20 protein-coding genes are annotated in these 20,427 nt (G+C 43.8%); 9 read left to right on the top strand and 11 right to left on the bottom strand.

The window, feature by feature from the left end; genetic code table 11:
• Positions 1–54: 54 nt before the first annotated feature.
• The 3 genes from DV872_RS07305 to DV872_RS07315 form a co-directional block, all read right to left on the bottom strand.
• The gene (locus tag DV872_RS07305) at positions 55–1,317 is read right to left on the bottom strand and encodes a BamA/TamA family outer membrane protein (protein WP_158546873.1); all 1,263 of its coding nucleotides are present in this window, start codon (positions 1,315–1,317) and stop codon (positions 55–57) included.
• Between the two features lie 82 nt (positions 1,318–1,399).
• A complete protein-coding gene (locus DV872_RS07310) occupies positions 1,400–2,503 on the bottom strand; it encodes an ABC transporter ATP-binding protein (protein ID WP_114629207.1) in 1,104 nt (367 codons plus the stop codon).
• Positions 2,504–2,581: 78 nt separating this feature from the next.
• On the bottom strand, positions 2,582–3,796 hold the full coding sequence (locus DV872_RS07315) for a hypothetical protein (RefSeq protein ID WP_114629208.1): 1,215 nt from the start codon (positions 3,794–3,796) through the stop codon (positions 2,582–2,584).
• Between the two features lie 90 nt (positions 3,797–3,886).
• Here DV872_RS07315 and DV872_RS07320 point away from each other — a divergent pair, with 90 nt between their 5' ends.
• Both DV872_RS07320 and DV872_RS07325 read left to right on the top strand, forming a co-directional pair.
• Positions 3,887–4,801: a TIGR01212 family radical SAM protein gene (locus tag DV872_RS07320; RefSeq protein ID WP_233516416.1), complete on the top strand. Its 915-nt coding sequence runs from the start codon at positions 3,887–3,889 to the stop codon at positions 4,799–4,801.
• 78 nt (positions 4,802–4,879) lie between these two features.
• Positions 4,880–5,377: a hypothetical protein gene (locus DV872_RS07325; RefSeq protein ID WP_114629210.1), complete on the top strand. Its 498-nt coding sequence runs from the start codon at positions 4,880–4,882 to the stop codon at positions 5,375–5,377.
• On the opposite strand, the gene DV872_RS07330 is transcribed toward DV872_RS07325, so the two are convergent.
• Positions 5,345–6,328: an epoxyqueuosine reductase gene (locus tag DV872_RS07330; RefSeq protein ID WP_114629211.1), complete on the bottom strand. Its 984-nt coding sequence runs from the start codon at positions 6,326–6,328 to the stop codon at positions 5,345–5,347. The genes DV872_RS07325 and DV872_RS07330 overlap by 33 nt on opposite strands.
• 92 nt (positions 6,329–6,420) lie before the next feature.
• Here DV872_RS07330 and DV872_RS07335 point away from each other — a divergent pair, with 92 nt between their 5' ends.
• Both DV872_RS07335 and ychF read left to right on the top strand, forming a co-directional pair.
• On the top strand, positions 6,421–7,938 hold the full coding sequence (locus DV872_RS07335; RefSeq protein ID WP_114629212.1) for a DUF5312 family protein: 1,518 nt from the start codon (positions 6,421–6,423) through the stop codon (positions 7,936–7,938).
• Positions 7,939–8,208: 270 nt separating this feature from the next.
• The gene (gene ychF / locus DV872_RS07345) at positions 8,209–9,318 is read left to right on the top strand and encodes a redox-regulated ATPase YchF (RefSeq protein ID WP_114629214.1); all 1,110 of its coding nucleotides are present in this window, start codon (positions 8,209–8,211) and stop codon (positions 9,316–9,318) included.
• 90 nt (positions 9,319–9,408) lie between these two features.
• Here the strand turns inward: ychF and DV872_RS07350 are convergent, their stop codons facing one another.
• From DV872_RS07350 to DV872_RS07360, 3 genes are all read right to left on the bottom strand, one after another.
• The gene (locus tag DV872_RS07350; RefSeq protein WP_114629215.1) at positions 9,409–10,551 is read right to left on the bottom strand and encodes a FecR family protein; all 1,143 of its coding nucleotides are present in this window, start codon (positions 10,549–10,551) and stop codon (positions 9,409–9,411) included.
• 107 nt (positions 10,552–10,658) lie between these two features.
• Complete coding sequence (locus tag DV872_RS07355; protein ID WP_114629216.1) at positions 10,659–11,765, bottom strand: FecR domain-containing protein; 1,107 nt, start codon at positions 11,763–11,765, stop codon at positions 10,659–10,661.
• A gap of 143 nt (positions 11,766–11,908) precedes the next feature.
• On the bottom strand, positions 11,909–12,478 hold the full coding sequence (locus DV872_RS07360; RefSeq protein ID WP_114629217.1) for an LPP20 family lipoprotein: 570 nt from the start codon (positions 12,476–12,478) through the stop codon (positions 11,909–11,911).
• Between the two features lie 269 nt (positions 12,479–12,747).
• Here DV872_RS07360 and DV872_RS07365 point away from each other — a divergent pair, with 269 nt between their 5' ends.
• Positions 12,748–14,268, top strand: coding sequence for a hypothetical protein (locus DV872_RS07365; RefSeq protein ID WP_114629218.1), 1,521 nt, complete (start codon positions 12,748–12,750; stop codon positions 14,266–14,268).
• A gap of 5 nt (positions 14,269–14,273) precedes the next feature.
• Here the strand turns inward: DV872_RS07365 and DV872_RS07370 are convergent, their stop codons facing one another.
• Genes DV872_RS07370 through DV872_RS07385 form a run of 4 tightly spaced genes read right to left on the bottom strand, consistent with a single transcriptional unit; the run spans position 14,274 to position 16,976 of the window.
• On the bottom strand, positions 14,274–14,981 hold the full coding sequence (locus DV872_RS07370; RefSeq protein ID WP_230391481.1) for a PHP domain-containing protein: 708 nt from the start codon (positions 14,979–14,981) through the stop codon (positions 14,274–14,276).
• Positions 14,957–15,283: an iron-sulfur binding hydrogenase gene (locus DV872_RS07375; protein WP_114629220.1), complete on the bottom strand. Its 327-nt coding sequence runs from the start codon at positions 15,281–15,283 to the stop codon at positions 14,957–14,959. Before DV872_RS07375 ends, DV872_RS07370 begins: the two co-directional genes overlap by 25 nt.
• 29 nt (positions 15,284–15,312) lie before the next feature.
• Positions 15,313–16,302, bottom strand: coding sequence for a CBS domain-containing protein (locus tag DV872_RS07380; RefSeq protein WP_230391482.1), 990 nt, complete (start codon positions 16,300–16,302; stop codon positions 15,313–15,315).
• A 29-nt stretch (positions 16,303–16,331) separates the two neighbouring features.
• Positions 16,332–16,976: a redox-sensing transcriptional repressor Rex gene (locus DV872_RS07385; protein ID WP_114629221.1), complete on the bottom strand. Its 645-nt coding sequence runs from the start codon at positions 16,974–16,976 to the stop codon at positions 16,332–16,334.
• 156 nt (positions 16,977–17,132) lie between these two features.
• Between DV872_RS07385 and DV872_RS07390 the strand changes: the two genes are divergently transcribed.
• From DV872_RS07390 to DV872_RS07405, 4 genes are read left to right on the top strand one after another with little or no spacing between them, the layout of a single operon-like run.
• Positions 17,133–17,609: an NAD(P)H-dependent oxidoreductase subunit E gene (locus tag DV872_RS07390; RefSeq protein WP_114629222.1), complete on the top strand. Its 477-nt coding sequence runs from the start codon at positions 17,133–17,135 to the stop codon at positions 17,607–17,609.
• 16 nt (positions 17,610–17,625) lie between these two features.
• Entirely contained in the window at positions 17,626–18,189 is a 564-nt protein-coding gene (locus tag DV872_RS07395; RefSeq protein ID WP_114629223.1) for an ATP-binding protein, read from the top strand.
• A gap of 21 nt (positions 18,190–18,210) precedes the next feature.
• Positions 18,211–18,600, top strand: coding sequence for a ferredoxin (locus DV872_RS07400; protein WP_114629224.1), 390 nt, complete (start codon positions 18,211–18,213; stop codon positions 18,598–18,600).
• 15 nt (positions 18,601–18,615) lie between these two features.
• Complete coding sequence (locus tag DV872_RS07405; protein WP_114629225.1) at positions 18,616–20,409, top strand: NADH-quinone oxidoreductase subunit NuoF; 1,794 nt, start codon at positions 18,616–18,618, stop codon at positions 20,407–20,409.
• The last annotated feature ends 18 nt before the right edge of the window (positions 20,410–20,427 follow it).

A 20,427-nucleotide genomic window follows, 5' to 3' on the forward strand; every position in this document is an offset into this window, starting at 1 on the left:
GTAAATTCGGAAGAGATTATTGCTTATGCTGCAACAGCCCTCTCTCTATGGTGACTAATCCGGTGCACCGCCTCCCATTCCAACCCCTGCAGTAAACTGATATCTCCCAGTTTCCAGGTTCCAGGCTATATTAAACTGAAGGGCAGGTATCGCCAGATTATTGATAAATATCTCGATACCTGTCCCGGGACCATGAAAGAGAGTTTGATTGATCAGATCAGATTTATAATAGCCAGCTTCATAGAATGCTTTCATTGACAGGGTTCCTCCTGGAAAATACCAGAGGGGTATATTGTAGACAGCTGATGCTTTTGCATACTCCTCAGCTGCAATTCTACCCATGGGAAGGACCAGGCTGCCCGGAGCTCCTCCTAGACGGAATTGTGACTGTACAGGCAGATTTTGAGAGAATCCCGTGTCTGCTGTGATCAGGAAAAGATGTTTCCAGGCAGGATTGAGACCCCATTTGAACTTACCAATTATTTTCTGATAGTTTTCAGTCTCCTGTAATCCCCAGTTCCATCCGTAATTGATACTTGCCAGCAGTCCGTATTCATAGGGAATATCGTAGTAGATATCCTTCCATTTCAATACTCCCGAGAGTCCCGTTGAATTCAGATTGTCCAGTCCTGTGGCGACAGCACTTTCATCTCTCAGTACCGACCTGTCGTAAGCCCATCCTGTTGTAAAGGATAATTCCTCAGTAAAGGGGTATTCCAGGGAGACCCCAAGTCTGATCTCGTCACTCTGATAGGATCTGATTGTTTCCTCGTTGACATTCTCATCTGTTGTTTCGTTCAGTCCGAGATTTACAGAAGATGAAAAAGTCATATCAGTACCCAGGAAAATGCTGTCACTGTAGAAAGAAAGAAGTGACCATCCTTCAGACCCGTAAAAGAATCCCAGGCCAAGTGTCTTGTTATACCCCAGAAGGTTTCCTTCAATACCAAGAACACCTACTCTCCAGGCTCCATTCTGGGAGAAAGAAAAAATGGGTATGGGGATTAGTGTCCAGCGGTCTTTGAGATTGACAGTTATGATTGCTTCCTGTCCGTCAAATGTAACCTCTGTTGTGATTTCCGGATTGAAGATGCCAGCCTCTCTCAGTTCCTGAATGATGATGGACTCAGACTCTTTGCTGTAAAGATCTCCGATCTCTACTGGTCTAACAATCTGCAGGGCTGTTTTTTCTTTGGTTCGCTTTAAACCAACGAAATTAATTTCTCTAATTACTATTTCTTCTGCCCACAGACTGAAGGATAGGGTTAATAAAAATAATAAAAGTAGCTTTCTTTTGAATTTGTTTAAAAGTTTCATATTAAAAAGTATATACATCAAGTCCAAAAGGGCAATAAAAAACCGCTCCCATAAGGAGCGGTCTGTAATTCAAAACTTAAGATCAGTCTTCAGTGAAGAATAGAGATCTTTCTGTCTCAAGGTCAAAGAAATGGAGTTTTTCCAGTCTAGGAGTAAAGTTGACAGTGTCGCCTACTTTTACTTGAATGGTGGGCTCATTCTTAGTTGTGAATGTATGAGATCCTGTGTTGATGTGAAGCTGAGTTTCAGCACCGAGGGGCTCAATTACCACAACCTTGGCACTCATGTTGTTATCAACAGGAGTTGTTGTGAAGTCAAGGTCTTCAGGTCTGATTCCGACGAGAAGCTCTTTTCCTACATAGGCTTTAAGAGTCTCTTTTCTGTCGTCATCGATGGCTACTGTCATACCTTCTTCGGTAATAACAATTTTCCCACCTTCTTCGGTTACCTTGGCAACTGCCACGTTCATGGGTGGAGATCCGATAAATCCTGCAACAAATCTGTTAATAGGCTCGTTGTACAGTTTCAGGGGAGATCCGATCTGCTGGATGATACCACCCTTCATAACAACAATTTTGTCACCCATGGTCATGGCTTCTACCTGGTCATGTGTTACATAGATCATTGTTGCAGACAGTCTTGAGTGAAGAGCACCGATTTCGGCTCTCATCTGAACTCTCAGTTTAGCATCAAGGTTGGAAAGGGGCTCGTCGAAAAGGAATACCTTAGGTTTACGAACAATCGCACGACCTACAGCAACACGCTGTCTCTGTCCACCGGAAAGAGCTTTAGGTTTTCTTTCGAGAAGTTCTTCAATATCCAGAATCTGAGCAGCTTCTTTAACACGAGAGTCGATATCTGCTTTGGGATATTTTCTGATTTTGAGTCCGAATGCCATGTTGTCATAAACTGACATATGGGGGTAGAGGGCATAGTTCTGGAAAACCATTGCGATGTCCCTGTCTTTGGGAGCCTCTTCATTCATTCTCTTTCCATCGATCTGAAGTTCACCATCACTGATGTCTTCCAGTCCCGCTACCATTCTCAGTGTTGTGGATTTACCACATCCGGAAGGTCCTACCAGTACAACAAATTCCTGGTCTTTAATGTGGATATTTGCTTTATCCACCGCTTTTACTCCACCATCATAAATTTTGGTGATGTCTTTTAAGATTACTTCGGCCATAGAGTGCCTCCATAGGTTTATTTTATTAATCGTATCCTATAATGGAATTTATGATATGTCAAATTTTTATATTTAATATTATTCCCAGGGATCGGGATTTTGAAGGAGCCATTTTCTATATTCGTTGCTGAAGTCTTTGGAAAATTGAGAGTTTGTGACAGATTCTAAAACAAGAGGCAGGAACAATTCTGTCCAGACCTGGGTCCATTGGGACTCTATCTCAGTCTGAGATGCAAACTCACCTGCTCTGGGTGTATGTGATTTCATCCAGGGATAATAGCGGGGAAGCAGATCAGTATTCAGTTTTTCAGAAGCCGAAATACCATTGAGGAATCCAAAGCTTTCATCCCTGTTCCTGCTTACTATGGTCAGGTAATCCTCCCATGTGGAGTCTTCAAGCAGCCAGTTCAGGAAAAAGAGAGCCCCTGCCTGATTTTCTGACTGAAGAGGAATGCCGGCAGAGAGAATTCCGATACTCTGAACGCCGTCTTCGAATTTAAGAATTTCTGCATTTAATTCACGTGTAATACTGTCGGGTAGAAGAGCCCACTCCTCTAAAGGAATAACGCTTAAGGCTATTCTTCCGTTCATTATCAATCTGTAATCGGGGATATAGCGGTATTTTTTGCTGAATGCACGGCACATTTCAAGGCTGCCGTTGGTTTCAATGATCCAGGCCAGGAGTTCCTGAGATCTATCCCGGATCTCCTGAAAATTATTTTTATTCAGTTCAGTTCTAAATGAGTCTATCCGGTTGTTGAAATAGGCTGTTAAAAAGGTTTTGGACCAGGGAGGTGAAAAGCCGGAATGGATCAGACTGTCCTCCTTAAGAACATTGAAATCGGCTGCATAGCGGCTGAGATCCTTCCAGGAAGTATATTTACCTTCTGAAATCGTATCACCGGATATAACAAGTGGGAGACTGACAGAAAGAGGTATTGTCTTAAGGGTTGTGTCTGAAATACCGGTTTTCAGCAATTCAGGATATATGCTTTGAACGAAGCTTTTTTTTCTGAGACTGTTCAGTCCGCTGAGTTTTTCCTTATAAAAGCTGCTGTGGAGTCCGCTGCTTATTACAATATCCTGATTTCCAGGATTGCTCCCTTCTTCACTCCCTGAGGTTTTATAGATAAAGACAGCAGTGTATTGAGACTGGCTCTGGTTGAACAGGTTTACCAGTTCTGCAACTTCCGCTCTATCAGAGTATACCTTGATATTCCTTTCAATCTTCGAGCATCCGGAAAATAAGATAAGGACTGAAAGTAATAGTGGTATTCCTGCTTTTCGGATCATGAGTAAGACTTTAGGCAAGTCCCCCGGGGTTGTCAACTGGTCGGGCTTCTCCGTCTTGTCAATAAAAGTGCAAGAGGTGATAATAGGGGGGTGTTATTCAGGAAATACAGTGATTATCTGAAAGAGAAGTATGGAGAGACGGTCTACCGTGTCGGAGTGGACGGAGGATTTTCCTGTCCCAACAGGGGAGAAAACCGCTTTAATCCGGGCTGCAGTTTCTGTGATGTCTACGGTGTTCGTTCTACATACCTGGGAGAAGAAGAAAGCTATTCTCTGCAGGAACAGATCAGGAAATCCATCGCGCCCCTTAAAAAACGATACGATGCCCATAAATACATCCTCTATTTCCAGGCTTATTCCAGCACCTGGGGGACTGTCGCCCAACTGAAGAAAACCTATGATGCAGGATTGGCTCTGGAACATTTTGTAGAGTTGGTTGTCTCCACTCGCCCCGATTGTATTGATGAAGAAATTGCTGACCTTCTGGGCTCCTATCAAAGTGATGATTTTGATGTCTGGGTTGAGCTGGGACTGCAGTCTGCACATGACAGTTCTCTTGAGAGGGTAAACAGGGGACATGACCGTGCCTGTTTTGAGAAAGCATACACTCTTCTTAAAGCTGCAGGCATTAAAATTGCTGTTCATTTGATTTTCGGTCTTCCGGGAGAAGACCATGAGCAGATCATGGAGAGTGTCGATTATCTGGCTTCATTAAGACCGGATGGTGTGAAATTTCACAATCTGCATATTCCTACAGGTTCTCCTTTATATCAGGAGTATGCCGCCGGGGAACTCTCTTTTCCTGACAGTCGGAGACATGTTCTTTATGTGGCGGATTCACTGGAGCGTATCCCCCCGGAGACAGTCATTATGCGGATGACGACTGATACTCCGAGACTTCGCCATAAGTTACCGGGGGCTTTTCTTAACAAGTCTTCCGTATATAATCTTGTCCGGGATGAATTGCAGCACCGGGGAACTCATCAGGGATTCCATTTCAGCTGAATGATTTTTCAGATTCCATAGGGTTTGTGTTTTTTGTTTTTCGAGGTACAATAAGGTCAATGATTATGGAGGATTAACGTGCCCGTTTTTGATTATGACATTTTTGATATGCTGGATGAAGTCCGTAAGCACTACAGAAGTAATATGAGCAATACTTTTATCCGTTCTGCTCTTCTGTCGATGGATATGCCCTATGATCAGAGGAATTCTATTGAAAATATTACCGAGAAATTGGAAATGTATAAGAATCAGGGCTACAAGTTTGAAGAACTATACAACGGAGTCTACTCAATATCTGTTTTTATCTATAAAGCACGGACTGAGGTTATTCCCGGTCTTAAAGGCAGCAGTCTGTTAAAAGAAGCATCTTCTTCAGAGAAGGTTCTGGCGGATATGGCTGCAGATAATCTGAAGGCTAATCTCAATATTCTTGCGGATAGAGTTAATGAGCTTTATCTTAAAGTCGTACGTCTGGATGTAAAATCACATAAGGTGAAAAGTCCGGTTTATACCCGTATGGAAGAGCTCGATAAGCTTGGTCAGCTACTGACCAGCCTGGCTCCCGGTGTGGTCTGACTTTTTCAGAGCCCAGCGGGCGGCATCTTTAATTCCATCGTCATCTGCGTCTTGAAATTTACTTATATACTCATTTAAGTTCTTATTTTCTGAACAGGCAGAAGAGATAATTGCATTTCTGATAAGATGCTCAGCCTTGATCCAGCTCATACCCAGTGCTGTACCTTTGAACTCAGACTTTATATCCTCCTTACACTTTGTCAGATAGAATTTCAGGGGTGGTTCAGGAGTAATCATACCCAGATCAATACTATTCCCTTTTCTGTCTTTTTTGTTCCACGGACAGCAGTCCTGGCAGATCATACATCCGTAGATACGCTCTCCCCAGACTTCCTTCAGACTGTCAGGAACCGCTCCGTCTTCGCTTGTCCAGTGCTGCAGACATTTACTCCTGTCCAGTCTGTAATCTTTAAGAGCAGCTCCCGGGCAGGCTTCTTCACAGAGGCGGCAGGTTCCGCAGCTGATTTCCGAATTAATTTTATTGATCTGTCCATCCTGTTTCTGTTCTTCCAGTCTATATGGAAGAATCATCCCCCCGAGAAGTCCTCTACTTCCGAATTCTGTATTGATTACAAGGGTATTTCTTCCGCGGAACCCCAGCCCGCCAGTTATGGCCATCTCTTTTTCGGGAAAACGGGAATTGGAGAAGAATCTGACTTGTCTTTTATTGAGTTCTGAAAAAGGATCTCCTGCCTCTTTTAAGGCTTGTTTCATTCTTCTAACCATATCTTTGTAGTGATTCTTTAATGCAAACGGGGCTATAAGACCTGTTTTTCCGGTATTTTCAAAGGGGAAAAATCCAATTATAAGAGTGCTGTATTCTGGCATTTCAGAATTCTGAAAAAATTTTTCTGGAAGATTATCAGAGCTGAGAAAAGCGGTCTCATGAAAACCCAGGGCGTTCAGGGAGCCTATAATTGGTTTGCAGTTCAGTCTTTGTCCTTCTTCCATGTTTTTTTCCTCGTTGACAGCTGATTTAATTTACCCTAAATTAAGAACATGGTCAAAATCATGTCCCCGGAAAAATCGGGAAAGATGGTGCTATGAGTTTTATAGAGAAAATAATGGGTGTTTTCGCCAATCTGGGCGATGCTGACAGAGATAAAAAACGCTTTTTGAAAGAGATCGGTAAAGATCTTAAGAAAAGAGGAAAATATTTCAGAGTCAAAGGAAATACTGCCCAGCCGGCTCTGGCTAAGCTTTTCTTTGATATTTATAAAGAAGTAGGACCTGCGCAGGTTCTGCTTGAGTCTCTACAGGGATCGGATGCAATAAAATCTATAATAATAGAAAAATTCCTGTCGGAAGATCAGGTTAAACTTCTCGATAATCTCAGTGAGGATAATATCCGTGCCCGCTGTAAAAGTCAGAAGAATCTCAAGGTCGTTAAGGAGAGCATTAAGCAGGAGCTTATTGATATCTACTCCTTTTTTGATCTCCCTCTGGCCAGGAAAATAAACGATCTTTACAGCGCGCTAATGATTCTTCAGGAATTTATCCGTTTTGATTACTACTTTTTTTTAAAGAAGTTCGACTCCATGCTTCCGGAACGGGATTTTTCCTACAACACCCGATTTGACAGTATTAACGGTGAATATATCGTTGATGATCTGAAAGACTTTGATATCATTCTGCCTACGATCGATGTGGATGCAGACTGGGAAAGTCTTCTGGATATCCTGGCGATGTACAGGGATATGGAAGTTATTTCACGTGACGGATGGAAGAAGGTTCTTAATGCAGTAAAGGAATTCCGTAAGACTGAAATCCTCAAACTGATGATAATTCATCTTGACGAGGATGTTGCCTACAAGGTTGTTCCTGAGCATAACAGTTATGAAATAGTCGAAGATTTTCTCAGTTCTGTGAAAAAAACTGCAGAGAATACTCTGATGAGTATTGTGGGGGAGAGAAAGAAGAGCCAGCAGGATTCCCTGCTTATGGCAATCTTCGGTACCACCTCAGTTGTGCGGTTGAAGTATTATACCGAAAGAAGCAATATGGCTTTTTCAAAGAAGATCAATGTGGGCTATCAGTATGTTGAACCCATGAATTATCTGAAGGCCTTTTATCTGGATTATTATAAGGGACCTATTCGAAGGGTAGTGGATAAGCTTCTCATCACAGGACAATGGACAACAAGTCTTGCCTCGCAGCAGTTTTCGGAGTCATATCATCAGTTGATGACCCTATCGGATGATCTTTTGAAATTTGATAATAATCTCGCCGATGAAACCGAAATGGGCGGGAAGCTTAAGCGGCTGGCCAAGGCGGCGGATCGTGACCGAAGTGCCCTGGATGCCATGCGGAATGTGCTGAATAATGTCAATTCCGAAGGTCTGACTATAATCAATGAATCTGTACAGAATCTCTTTGCCATCGGAAAGAACCTCAAACGCTGTATCGATGACTATAAGGCTCCCAAACATGAGCTGGTGGTTAACTGGAAAGAGATTGAGATGATGAGTGAGCTTCCTATTATTGAAGAAATGTCTGAAATCTATAAGAAGATCTATTATTTCTTGCAGCTCATGCAGTATTATCTGAAAGAGGAATCATAATAGCTGTGAAGAAGGGGAAGGGCCCTGATTGTCTGAAATGTGAGCATTTTTTCGTGACCTGGGATCCCGCCTTTCCGCGGGGCTGCAGAGTATTCGGTATCAAATCAAGACAGATCCCTTCTCTTGAAGTCAAAAAAGCAACAGGACGGCAGTGTCCAAGCTTCAAAGAATCCTCACGGCAAAAAAAAATAAAATCTGAAAACAGTACTGATTTTACTGTCTGAAATATCCGGGCTTTAATCAGTTCTGAAAGTAAATAAGAGGAATTATATGAGTTTGAATTGCGGTATCGTAGGTCTTCCCAATGTAGGTAAGTCCACAATTTTTTCCGCCCTTACAGCCGCCCCTGCAGAAGCGGCGAACTATCCTTTCTGTACTATTGATCCCAATATCGGGATTGTGAGTGTCCCCGATAAACGTCTGGATAAGATTGCGGAAATGGTTCCCGCTGATAAGGTTATCCCTGCGGTTGTTGAGTTTGTAGATATAGCCGGTCTGGTTAAGGGTGCTTCCAAGGGGGAAGGTCTGGGAAATAAATTTCTGGCCAATATCCGTGAGGTGGGCATGATTGTTCATGTGGTTCGCTGTTTTGAAAATGAAGACATTATCCATGTGGAAAATAGAATCAATCCGACAGATGATATTGAAGTTATCAATATTGAGCTTGCCCTGGCTGATATGGGAAGCATTGAGAACAGACTCTCCAAGAATGAGAGATTTACCAGAGCCGGTGATAAGTCTGTACGTGAAAAGGCACTTGCACTGAAGCCCCTTCTTGAGCGTCTTATGGACCATCTGGGAGAGGGCCTTCCAGCCCGGGGAATGGAGATGAATGATGATGAGCGCGTCCTTGCAAAGGAGCTTCAGCTTATCACCATGAAAAAACAGATCTATCTCTGCAACGTAGATGAAGACGGAATTGAAACAGAATCGGATTTTGTAAAGCAGGTTCGTGAAATAGCAGAAAAGGAAGGCACAGATGTTGTCGTTCTCTGTGGAAAACTGGAAGCGGATATTGCTGCACTGGATGATCCCGAAGAGCGGAATGTTTTTCTTGAGGAAGCGGGACTTAAAGAATCCGGACTGAGCCGTCTGATTCAGACAACCTATAAGACTCTTGGGTTGAGAACTTTTTTTACTGTCGGTGGAGTCGAAAATAAGGCCTGGACCTTCCATGAAGGGATGAAAGCCCCCCAGACAGCAGGAGTTATTCATACTGATTTTGAAAAGGGATTCATCAAGGCTGATGTCTATCACTGTGAAGATCTATTTGAATCCGGAAGTGAAGGGGCTATCAAGTCTGCAGGAAAGATGCGGATGGAGGGAAAGGAATACGTGGTACAGGACGGTGACTGCATATTCTTTAAGTTCAACGTATAACACTGGCTATATGTCGTAAAATCAGAAAGGAGCCCCGGGGCTCCTTTTTTTATCATTTCCTATTGCTGATTAAAGGCCGCCTGAGCGCTGTCACTGTCCCGGAGCCGGTGGAGTGATAAAGAAGCTGTCATCCATCAGAAAGCCGTTCATCAGATCAGATGAGGGCATCAGGCTGTGTCCTGAGGACTGTTTGTCGATTTCCAGGAATATTCTGTAGAAATAACGGGCCTGAGTCAGTTTTTCCAGGAATTCATCCTGTCTTTTATGATAGATGAGGAGAGTTCTGTCTGCCGTGTCTGAAAGTTCCCGGTCACTCTCTTCGGCTTCACCCATAATTCTGGTCAGATCATAGAGGGTGTAGAATACATGTTCCATTATAGGCAGTCTTGAGCGGAGTCTTATGATTCCATTGCTCAGGGTAATCTTGTCTTTTGTAGCCTCACCCATGGATATGGTTCTGCCCTCTTCAATTATTCGTTCCCATTTTTTGAATATCTCCTGCTTTCCGCTCAGCTCAGACCAGGATTCCAGGAAACCAGGGGCTGTCTGCAGATAAAGATTGGCATAGTGTTCAAGAGATACTGTTCCGTTTATCAGGAGGGATTCCATCCTGGCTGCCATCCAGTCTTCTGTGTATCTCTGAATTTCTGATATCGGGATATTTACCAGTTTGTATTGGCCGTTGGGATCTGTCTCATAGACTTTTCCGGGTTGAATATAACTGTCTTCGTCATTTGTGGTACATATGACCTTACCGTTCCGGCTGCTGACCAGAATGGATGTATCTGCAGCTGTTATAACAGAGAAGGATGTTCCTCTGACTCCCATAACAGAGGAGTCTGTTATGATATTGAATTCGGCACCCTCTACGAGAGCTGCAATTTTACTCTGTACACCGCCTCTATGAAGAATAAGGGAGGTCTCGGGGTTCTGCTTTTTCAGAGTATGTTCGAGGAAGAGAGTTGTCTCATTCATCACTTTCACAGAGAGCTCGGGGGAAACAGGAGAATCAATTGAGATCTCTACATATCCGTCAGCACCAGTCTGAAGAATATCATGGGGACCCAGTTCTGTTCCGAGGTCAATCTCTGATTTTTCCAGGAATACGCCTCTATGTGAAATCATGACATCTCCGTCCATATCAACTATGACGGCAGAGATTTCAGCCCAGAGTGGGGATAGAGTCATCAAGAGTAAGATCAGTAAAAGCAGGATTCGAGTAGTTTTATTCATTTTCTCCCCGGGGAATACTCTACTACTATAACCTTGATATTGGGGATTATCAATTTCCCCGGGAGGGATTATTACATTTTTTAGTATTCTGTAATTTCTTGAACGGTTCAGAATCCACTGTCCATCAGGAAGTCATCCAGGAGGCTGCCGCCTTCATCTTCTCCAAAGGGTGATGACTGTCTGTCCATTTCAAGGAATATCTTGAAAAAATACTGAGCTTTTGTTATTTTTTCGAGGTAATCCTGTTGGGTTTTTTTGTAGTAGGCCATAGTGCTTTCAGTAGTTTCTGAAAGATTTTCCCACCTGGACTCTTCCATTATAGGGGAAAGGTCATAGAGGGTGAAGTAACTGTGTTTCATCATGGGAAGACTGGAACGGAGGGCTATTATCCCTTTGCTTACAGCAGTCTTGTCCTGTACTGCATCTCCCATAGGAAGTGATCTGCCTTCCTCTATTATTTTTTCCCATTTACTGAAAATTGCCGCTTTGGATTCCAGCTCTTCATAGGCGTTCTGGAATTTAGGTACAATCTGGAGATATAATGTGGCGTAATGCTCAAGGGATACTGCCCCGTTTATTTTCAGGGCATCGAGTCTTGCTTTCTGCCACTGTTGTGTATAACGGTCTATGTTGTCCACTTCAAGATCTTTTACTCTGAACTGTCCTGAAGGATTGGTTTCATAAACTGTACCCGGCTGAATTCCTGAGTCCCTCTCTTTTGTAGTACAGATTACCTTACCTTCCCGGCAGCTGACCAGTATGGATGTGTCGGGAGACTGGGTTACGGTAAAAGTGGTTCCCCTGATTCCCATGACAGAAGTCTCTGTCTTGATATTGAAGCTGTTTCCTTTGATCAATGCGGCCGCTCTGGTCTGTACGGCTCCCCGATGTAGGGTTACAGATGTTTCGGCTTTCCGGCTTTTAACGCTGTGTTCAATGAAGAGTGTGGTATTTTGCATTACTTTCAGACTGAGGCCGGGAGATACGGGGGATTCAATACTCAGCTCAATATAACCGTCGGCTCCTGTCTGTATAATATCGTGGCTTTCCAGTTCTGTACCGTAGTCGATCTCCCAGTCATCCAGAAAGATGCCATTCCTTGAGATAGCAATTTCACCATCAAGGTCTACGATTATTGCGGAAATATCGGCCCAGGCCGGAATGGCGGCCAGGGTAAGGACTGCTGAAAATAGTAATATCTGTAATTTTTTCATTGTTTTTCTCCGGATGAATACCCTACTACTATAGCCCTTAAATAAAGGTTTTTCAATTTCCCGGGAGTATCATATTTTTTCGGAGGTATAAAAAAACCGCCCCCCGGAGGAAGCGGTATATTCAGTTTGTTTTTACAGTTTGTTTATTCGGCAGTTGCGGATGATTTAAGGGGCTCATCAGCAAGACTTGCTTCCAACATTTTCAGAGCTTCATCAGACTTGAACTCAGCAAAAGCTGCGTCTTCGTTTCTGGAGAAGATACCGGCTATTTCTTCTGTAAAGTTTGCTTTGGGGTAGGCAACCATTGCAAACCAGTTTCCGTCTACCGCGGCATATACTTTTTCGGTATTTGATCCTTTCAGCTCTACATCGGCTACCTGTTTGGTAACGGTTTCAACAAAATTGATGGTCTGTGTGTTTCCCTCGGCTCCAGCTTCCTGAGCGTAATCTGTCATCATTGACTGTACTCTTGTGCTCACCTGAAGGGCTACATCTTTTCTGGCTCTGGCAATCGCTGTATCACGGGAAAGGCTGTCTGAGGACATTTTTGCCATACCGAGGCCGTAAATAATTTCATCAGCTACAGGAGGATTCAAAAACCATTCAGGAAGATCTCTTCTCTCTTTTACTTTTTCTCCACCACTACCGGAAGCACATCCTGCCAGAAGGACCAATGCCAGAAGGGCGCTTATAATGACTAAATTCTTTTTCATGTTTTCTCCTTAAACTACGGGGATCGATTTTCAATCCCCCTGTTCTAATCTCTTAATGTCGATGGGCTATACAGGCCGCCAGATTTTAACGGTCAACCGTATGCTCTACAACTACAACACTTTTAATAGCATTGACTGTTCAGTAACAGTATATCTTTCTTTGTTTCATATATCCAAGGAATCTCAGAATTTATTCTCAGGAATTATACTTTTTTGACAGTTGTTTATTATTCGGCTAGAATAAAAGTCTCTTATCCCGGGAGGGTCTTATGAAACAAATATCCTTCATTTTTCTATTTTCAATTATAATTTCAGCAACTCTTACAGCTGTAACTCCGGACTGGGTTAAAAGCTACGGCACTGTAAACCCATTTTCTGATGCTTCCCACCTCACTGGTTTTGCCATGATCAGTAAGGATGACAGTGAATTCCGTAATACTGTCATAGATAAATCTCTGACTGATCTATCCAAGAAGATCAAGATCATGATCCAGTCGGAGCAGATACTTGAAGAGATTCAGTCCGGGGATAATTATGATTCCGCGGTTTCCTCTATCACCAGATCCACAGTTAATACTACAGTCAGCGATGCAGATTATATTTTTTATGAAGACAGAAAAAATCTGTTCTGCCTTTCCTATGTTGTTGTGGAGTCCCTGAAGCAGTCTTATGCAGATGAGGCTACGGGGATCTGGTATTCCATATCACAGGCCTATGGAGATGCCCGGGAGCTGAGTGATAATGGTAAAAGTGATGAAGCCCTTGCTGAACTGTATGACAATCTGAAATTCTTTCCGGAAATTTATGAACTCTGGTCTCTGTACAGAGCAGTTGATTCCAGTTCCCCGGACAGCAGTTTTTTCAGCGGATTCTCTTCTATGAGTTCTATTGAAGATCTACTGGATTTTGAGTCCGGATATAGTTCCCTGATGGATGATATCTCATCCCGGGATGCCTCAAATCTGAGAGAGGGACTTGCGAAAATGGCCTGGATGATGGCTATGCAGGGGGTCCCCGGAGGGGCAATCAAGGTCAGCCCTTTTCTGTTTGAATCCACTTCATTCTCCAGTGAGTTCGGCCGTTATGCCGCCGATCTGATGGAGCCGGCTCTTGTTGATGAGCTGAACCGCGGTGGGGATGAGATTATATTCCGCGGGCAGTACTGGGATGAGGGGGCTAAGATAAGGCTTATCGTTATTGCTATGAACACCGAGGGTGAGAAGCTCGGTAAGGCCGATGTCCTGATACCTTCTTCCGCCAGGGGGAACAGGGACCTGAAACCCCAGAACTTTGATCAGGCAATGATCGCCATGAGTGAATTCTCCGAGGGAGCTCTGAGCGATGGTGGAATCAATGTAGATATATGGACAAACAAAGGTGCCGATGAGGATGCTCTTGTTTTCAGCGAAGGTGAGATTCTTCAGCTTTATTTCAGGGTGAATCAGCCCTCTTTTCTTCAGATAACCTACTGCCTGGCCACAGGGGAGAAAGTACTTCTGGAACCATCTTTTTTTATCGGCATGGATATGGTCAACAGAGCCGTGCCCCTACCCTATGAATTTGAGGTTCAGGCTCCCTTCGGTGTGGAGCAGATGATTGTTACGGCCTTTTCTGTTGAACCGCCTCCCGCCATTACCATTCCCACCGTTATTGATGGAGAGTCCTACGAGGTCTTTAAATCTGTTAGAGATGTTGTGATGAGTTCCAGAGGGCTGAAGAGGTCAAAGAAAAATACTGAGGAAGTCAGAGTCGGAGAGGCAATGCTGAATATGACCATGCTGCCCCGATGATATTTTTATTTACTGAGAAATAACTTCAGTTCTTCAAAGTCGGGTGTTTTCAGATCAATCTCAAAGCTCCGCATTCCCACATTTTCAGGATAGTGTGCATCGGAGCCTGTGATTTCAAAATAGCGTCTGCTGTTCAGATCGCAGGGGCTGTGCATTACCTCTACAGCATCATAGTCATTGTCCGGCAGAAAGCCCAGCTGGCTTTTGATGCTGAAGGCTGGCCGGTCAATATGGGCCGGGATAAACAGACCGTTTCTCTCATGAACCATGATGATAAGCTCTTCCATTGAAAAATCAACGGCGCCGCTGGCCAGATATTTATCCAGCTCGCCAATAATATTCTCATCTTCATCCACAATAATCTGGTCTCCCATCATATCGGGGTTGTTTGGAATGGTCTGGAGATTTTCATAGATTTCATAACCGAATCGGACGGCAGTTTTCAGGTTTCCGAAAAGGCAGAGAAGGTGAGCTTCCTCCCGGCCGGTCACCTCCATCCCGAATACTGGGACTATTCCGGCACGGCGGCAGCATTTATCAAAGGCGGGCAGATTATCTCCCGCATTATGGTCTGTAAGGGCAAGCATGGAGATCCCCTTTAGCGCTGCCTCTTCTACAAGACGGGTGGGAGACATTTCCAAACTGCCGCAGGGGCTGAGGCAGGAGTGGTTATGGAGATCGATCAGCATCAGAGCAGCTCGTGTACCTTCCATGAAGCAGTGAACTGGTTATCTTTTGTACGGAAGACAGATATCCCCTCATCCGCAGCGGCCTTGAGCATATCATCGGGGGCAGGGCGGTTATTACAGATAAGAAGTACATTTATATTTGCCAGAGAGGCTACAGCCACAGTGTTTTTATGGGCCTGTATTGTTATCAGAATAGAGTCTTCGGGAGAGTTTCCCATAACATCACTGAGGAGATCGGAAGTATAACCGTCGAGTATTTCTTCTTCATTTCCTTCGGACACAAGGCATTCGTAGCTTAGCTTTTCGGCAAGATCTTTAACTTTCATTTTGTACTCCTGATTTTTCTGGACTCATTTTATTTATTCTTCACAGGTTCTTCTTCGCCGGGTGCAGGGGGAGTGGTATAGATCAATGCAGTTACTGTAGTCCCTTCTCCCAGAACCGATTCTATATGAAATTCATCGGATACCCGTTTTACATTGGGCAGACCCATTCCTGCACCGAATCCCAGAGATCTGATCCAGTCATTGGCTGTGGAATAACCTTCGGTCATGGCATCTTCCACCTTTTCAATTCCCGGACCGTTGTCTCCGGCAATGATTTTTACAGAATCAGGGCCGATGGTGAAGGACATGCCCCCACCCAGGGAGTGGACCACTACATTTATTTCAAGTTCGTATGAGGCTACAGCAATACGCCGGATAATTTTCCGGTCTATCCCTCTTTTCTTGAGAGCCTTCTTTATTTCGGTTGATGCTTTACCCGCATTTTCAAAATCATAACGATGACAGAGAAAGCTCATCTCATGTGAACCGCTCTCTTCGGGTTCAGACTTTGGAACCATCTCTTCCAGGCGGGTCATTTCATTATTCATTTCTATAAGCAGGTGGTTTACGATATCACGGCTGGTTATAATACCTACCAGTTCCTTGTTCATATTGAGTACGGGAAAACGGCCGTAATGATATTTATCCATATAATTGATTGCAAAGGAGAGTGGCATATCTTCTTCAAGGACAATTACATTCCTTGTCATATGTTTAAAGGCTTCCTCTTCTATAAGGCCCTCGTCCATGGTGGAGAGAACATCTTCCATGCTGACTATGCCGCAAAGTCTTAAGCCGTCGGTGATGGGGACACCCGTAATTCTCTCTTCCTTCATGATTTTCTGAATTTCTCTCATTGAGGATTTTTTACTTGCGGTTCTGACGTTTCGAGTCATCACATTTTTGATTTTCAGGCGGAAAATCATCTCAAGGATAACAGAAGGAGAATTGTCTGTATTAAAAGGAATACCCTGCATATTATTCAGTTTAATCATATCAGGGGCAAAGTCAATCTGCATGATAGTTTAAGAATCGCTGTGCCCCGGGGCTAGTTTGTTTTTGTAGACCTTAAGGCCTGACCCTTACTGCTTATCTGAAAAAACAGGTTTTCAATTTCCAGGCAGATGTTAACATTCTGGATTTTCTGTTCTTCGGTGCTTTTCAGTTCTACAGGTGCGAAGTTCAGAATACCCTGGATTCCGGCCTCACTCAGTTTATCTCTTGTGTGGGAGGCAGCTCCCGCGGGAACACAAAGTATGGCGACCCGGATCTCATGCTGTGTAACATAATTCATCAGAATTTCCATGGGGTAGATGGGGATGCCGTTGATCTCTGCTTCCCTGGGGTTGCTGTCAAATCCGGCGGATATATTAATCCCTTCTTTATAAAATGCCTCATGCTTTATCAGGGCTTTTCCCAGGTTGCCGCAGCCTATAACAACAACATCCTGAAGTTCGCTTGTTCCCAGTATATTGTTCAGGGAATCGATGAGTTCACTTATCCTGTATCCGCCCTTTCTATTTCCCTGGGTCAGATTCATTATGGAGAAATCTTTTCGTACTAATGTAGGATTTATGCCTATCGCATCCCCTAAATTGCTTGAAAATACCTTTTCCAGCCCTAAAGATTTTAGCTGAATAAGTATCCTTTTGTATTTTATTAATCGGGTTGTATGGTCATCACTGGCTTTCATCGGTAGTTATTGTGACAGATTTCACAATAAATGTAAAGTTAGGTTTGCCTAACGGCTCTATATCACAAAAAGTCGTCAAAAATTATTGAATTCTTAACAGAGAATCTCTATAATATCCAAATCAGTAATTTTATATAGATTTAATAGGGAGGTTCCATGCCTGTTGAAACAGAAGAATTGAAAATGACCGAGGGTCTGCTCAGTTTTATTGAGGAATGGAAAGAGAAACCCGGAAACCTAATAATGGTTCTCCATAGGGTTCAGGAAGAGTACGGCTATATTCCCAGAAACATCGCTTTTGAATTGGGAAAAATTTTAGACGTACCTTTAGCTAAGATTTACGGTGTTGTGACTTTTTACCACTTTTTCAAACTTGAAAAACCCGGTAAGCACACAGTCTCCGTATGTATGGGTACAGCCTGTTACCTCAAAGGTGGACAGGATCTGGTTGAAGAGCTGGAACAGCTCCTCGGTGTCGGCTGCGGCGGAACAACCGAAGACAGACAGTTCTCTCTGGCAGCGGTTCGCTGCATTGGCTGCTGCGGTCTTGCACCAGTATTGACTGTGGGAAATGAAGTTTACGGAAAACTCACCACAGAAATGCTTCCTGAGATCATTGCAAAATTCAAGTAATGAAGTATAGACACTGATGCATTATTCACTGAGTGACATGGTTCTGGATCTGGTTCAGAATTCTGTTGAAGCTGATGCCCCGAGGATCCAGCTGGATCTGATTCGGGATAAACAATATCTGACTGTCCGCCTGGAAGACAATGGCTGCGGGATGACAGAAGGAGAGCTGGAAAAGGCTAAAGATCCGTTTTACAGCGACGGAATCAAGCATAAGCACCGTAAGGTCGGGCTTGGAATCCCCTTTCTGATACAGACGGTAGAACAGACCGAAGGTCTTTTCGAGATACATTCTGAGAAGAATAAGGGAACCTCTTTAAACATACGATTTGACCTGGGGAATTATGATACACCTCCCGAGGGGGATTGGCCGGGGCTGTTTTTGCAGACCCTCTGTTTTGAAGGGGATTACGAACTGATCATTAATAGGATGATCACCAGTGAAGATGGAAATGAATCAGGATACACCCTGCAGCGTTCAGAGCTTCAGGAAGTACTTGGTAATTTCAATGAATCAGGCGCCATGCTTTTATTACGTGATTATCTAAGATCACAGGAACAGGATCTTTCCCAAGAGGATTGATCATTTAAGGAGATATTAACAATGGCTAAAATGACCCTTGAAGAGCTGCGTAAACTCAGAAGTTCCCAAAAAAGTGAAATGGAACGAAGAGACACAGATGGAAAAGAAATACATATTATTGTTGGAATGGGAACATGCGGTATCGCTGCCGGTGCAAAGGATGCATTGGATGGTTTTCTCGATACAATCAAGATTAACAACCTGAATGATGTTGTTGTAAAACAGACCGGCTGTATGGGCCTCTGCTACAGTGAGCCCACTGTGGAAGTCAAGGTTCCCGGAATGCCCAATGTTATTTATGGAAACGTAGATGCAGCAGTGGCAAAGAGTATTGTTGAACAGCACATTATGCACAAGAAGATGGTTCAGGATCATATTCAGGATAAGCCCGCCGGCGACATCATCAAATAGGAAAGAGAGGAAAACATGGCAGTAAAGAATTATATACTGGTTTGTGGTGGTACCGCCTGTGAATCCGCAAAGGGAGATGATATTTTTAAATCTCTCCTGAAGGAAGCGGAATCTCAGGGTGTCGCCGAAGATGTACAGATCGTAAAAACAGGATGTTTCGGGTTCTGTGAAAAAGGACCAATTGTAAAGGTTCTCCCCGAGCAGGCCTTTTATGTAGAAGTCGTTCCCGAAGATGCTAAAGAGATTATCTCTGAAACCATCATTAAGGGAAGAATGGTTGACCGTATCCTCTATAAACCCGAACAGGGTGAAAAGGGTGATGCCTTTGATATCGACAATATCGAGTTTTATCAGAAACAGTACAGAATCGTACTGAGAAACTGTGGTTTGATAGATCCAGCTAATATTGATGAATATATTGCCCGTGACGGTTATGCCGCCATGGAAAAATGTCTTTTCGAAATGAAGCCCGACGATATTATCGAAGAGCTGAAAATTTCCGGACTCCGTGGACGCGGTGGTGCGGGATTCCCCACCTGGATGAAGTGGAATTTCACCAAACAGGTAGAGGATGATGAGAAGTACATTGTCTGTAATGCTGATGAGGGAGATCCCGGTGCCTATATGGACCGCTCGACTCTTGAAGGTGACCCCCATTCCGTATTGGAAGCCATGGCTATTGCAGCAATCTGTGTAGGCGCTAAAATGGGTGCTATCTATATCAGAGCCGAATATCCTCTTGCAATTGAAAGACTGGAAGTTGCCATGCAGCAGGCCAGAGATTACGGGCTCCTGGGTACAGACATTCTTGGTTCCGGTTTTGATTTCGATATTGAAGTAAGACTGGGAGCTGGTGCTTTCGTATGTGGTGAAGAGACAGCTCTTCTGGCTTCTCTTGAAGGAAACCGCGGTATGCCAATTCCCAAGCCGCCTTTCCCCGCAGTAAAGGGTCTGTATCAGAAACCTACTGTTATCAACAATGTTGAAACCTTTGCCAATATCCCTGTGATTATAAACAAGGGTGGAGAGTGGTTCTCATCAATCGGTACAGAAAAATCCAAGGGTACAAAAGTATTTGCCCTCACCGGTAAAATCAAGAACTCCGGTCTTGTTGAAGTTCCCATGGGAACAACACTCCGTGAAATTGTATTTGATATCGGTGGTGGAATCCGCGGTGGAAAGAAGTTCAAAGCTGCTCAGACCGGTGGTCCTTCCGGCGGTATGATTACAGAGAAGAATCTGGACCTTCCTATCGACTTTGACAGCCTTACATCAATCGGTTCCATGATGGGTTCCGGTGGTCTGATTGTTATGGACGAAGACGACTGTATCGTTGACGTTGCCAAATTTTACCTGGAATTCTCTGTTGAAGAGTCCTGCGGTAAATGTGCTCCCTGTAGAATCGGAACCAAGAAGCTCTATGAGTACCTGGATAAGATTACCAAGGGCAAGGGTGAGTTAGACGATCTTCAGAAGATGAAGGATATCGGAGCCGCAATGAAAAAGGCAGCTCTTTGTGGACTGGGACAGACTGCTCCCAACCCAATCCTCTCTTCAATCGATAATTTCTATGAAGAGTACAGACAGCATATTGAAGAAGGAAAATGTGCTGCCGGTAAGTGTAAGGATCTGGTTCATTACGAAATAATAGCTGACAAATGTATCGGTTGTACCGTTTGTGCAAGAAAGTGTCCCGTTAACTGTATTGAGGGTGAACGAAAGAAACCTCATGTTATTGATCAGGACAAATGTATCAAGTGCGGTGCCTGTTATGAAGGCTGTAAATTCGATGCGATCATCGTATCCTAAGTCTTAAGGAGATAAATC

The organism is Oceanispirochaeta sp. M1 (assembly GCF_003346715.1).
In the GTDB taxonomy this organism is placed as follows: Bacteria; Spirochaetota; Spirochaetia; order DSM-2461; family DSM-2461; genus Oceanispirochaeta.

What these genes read in the sequence shown, in the direction of transcription:
- DV872_RS07380 (WP_230391482.1), bottom strand. Translation starts at nt 16,302, where the DNA reads ATGCAGATTGACTTTGCCCCTGATATGATTAAACTGAATAATATGCAG.
- DV872_RS07395 (WP_114629223.1), top strand. Translation starts at nt 17,626, where the DNA reads ATGCATTATTCACTGAGTGACATGGTTCTGGATCTGGTTCAGAATTCT.
- DV872_RS07355 (WP_114629216.1), bottom strand. Translation starts at nt 11,765, where the DNA reads ATGAAAAAATTACAGATATTACTATTTTCAGCAGTCCTTACCCTGGCC.
- DV872_RS07335 (WP_114629212.1), top strand. Translation starts at nt 6,421, where the DNA reads ATGAGTTTTATAGAGAAAATAATGGGTGTTTTCGCCAATCTGGGCGAT.
- DV872_RS07360 (WP_114629217.1), bottom strand. Translation starts at nt 12,478, where the DNA reads ATGAAAAAGAATTTAGTCATTATAAGCGCCCTTCTGGCATTGGTCCTT.
- DV872_RS07315 (WP_114629208.1), bottom strand. Translation starts at nt 3,796, where the DNA reads ATGATCCGAAAAGCAGGAATACCACTATTACTTTCAGTCCTTATCTTA.
- DV872_RS07390 (WP_114629222.1), top strand. Translation starts at nt 17,133, where the DNA reads ATGCCTGTTGAAACAGAAGAATTGAAAATGACCGAGGGTCTGCTCAGT.
- DV872_RS07375 (WP_114629220.1), bottom strand. Translation starts at nt 15,283, where the DNA reads ATGAAAGTTAAAGATCTTGCCGAAAAGCTAAGCTACGAATGCCTTGTG.
- DV872_RS07305 (WP_158546873.1), bottom strand. Translation starts at nt 1,317, where the DNA reads ATGAAACTTTTAAACAAATTCAAAAGAAAGCTACTTTTATTATTTTTA.
- DV872_RS07405 (WP_114629225.1), top strand. Translation starts at nt 18,616, where the DNA reads ATGGCAGTAAAGAATTATATACTGGTTTGTGGTGGTACCGCCTGTGAA.
- DV872_RS07370 (WP_230391481.1), bottom strand. Translation starts at nt 14,981, where the DNA reads ATGGAAGGTACACGAGCTGCTCTGATGCTGATCGATCTCCATAACCAC.
- DV872_RS07310 (WP_114629207.1), bottom strand. Translation starts at nt 2,503, where the DNA reads ATGGCCGAAGTAATCTTAAAAGACATCACCAAAATTTATGATGGTGGA.
- DV872_RS07350 (WP_114629215.1), bottom strand. Translation starts at nt 10,551, where the DNA reads ATGAATAAAACTACTCGAATCCTGCTTTTACTGATCTTACTCTTGATG.
- DV872_RS07400 (WP_114629224.1), top strand. Translation starts at nt 18,211, where the DNA reads ATGGCTAAAATGACCCTTGAAGAGCTGCGTAAACTCAGAAGTTCCCAA.
- ychF (WP_114629214.1), top strand. Translation starts at nt 8,209, where the DNA reads ATGAGTTTGAATTGCGGTATCGTAGGTCTTCCCAATGTAGGTAAGTCC.
- DV872_RS07365 (WP_114629218.1), top strand. Translation starts at nt 12,748, where the DNA reads ATGAAACAAATATCCTTCATTTTTCTATTTTCAATTATAATTTCAGCA.
- DV872_RS07385 (WP_114629221.1), bottom strand. Translation starts at nt 16,976, where the DNA reads ATGAAAGCCAGTGATGACCATACAACCCGATTAATAAAATACAAAAGG.
- DV872_RS07330 (WP_114629211.1), bottom strand. Translation starts at nt 6,328, where the DNA reads ATGGAAGAAGGACAAAGACTGAACTGCAAACCAATTATAGGCTCCCTG.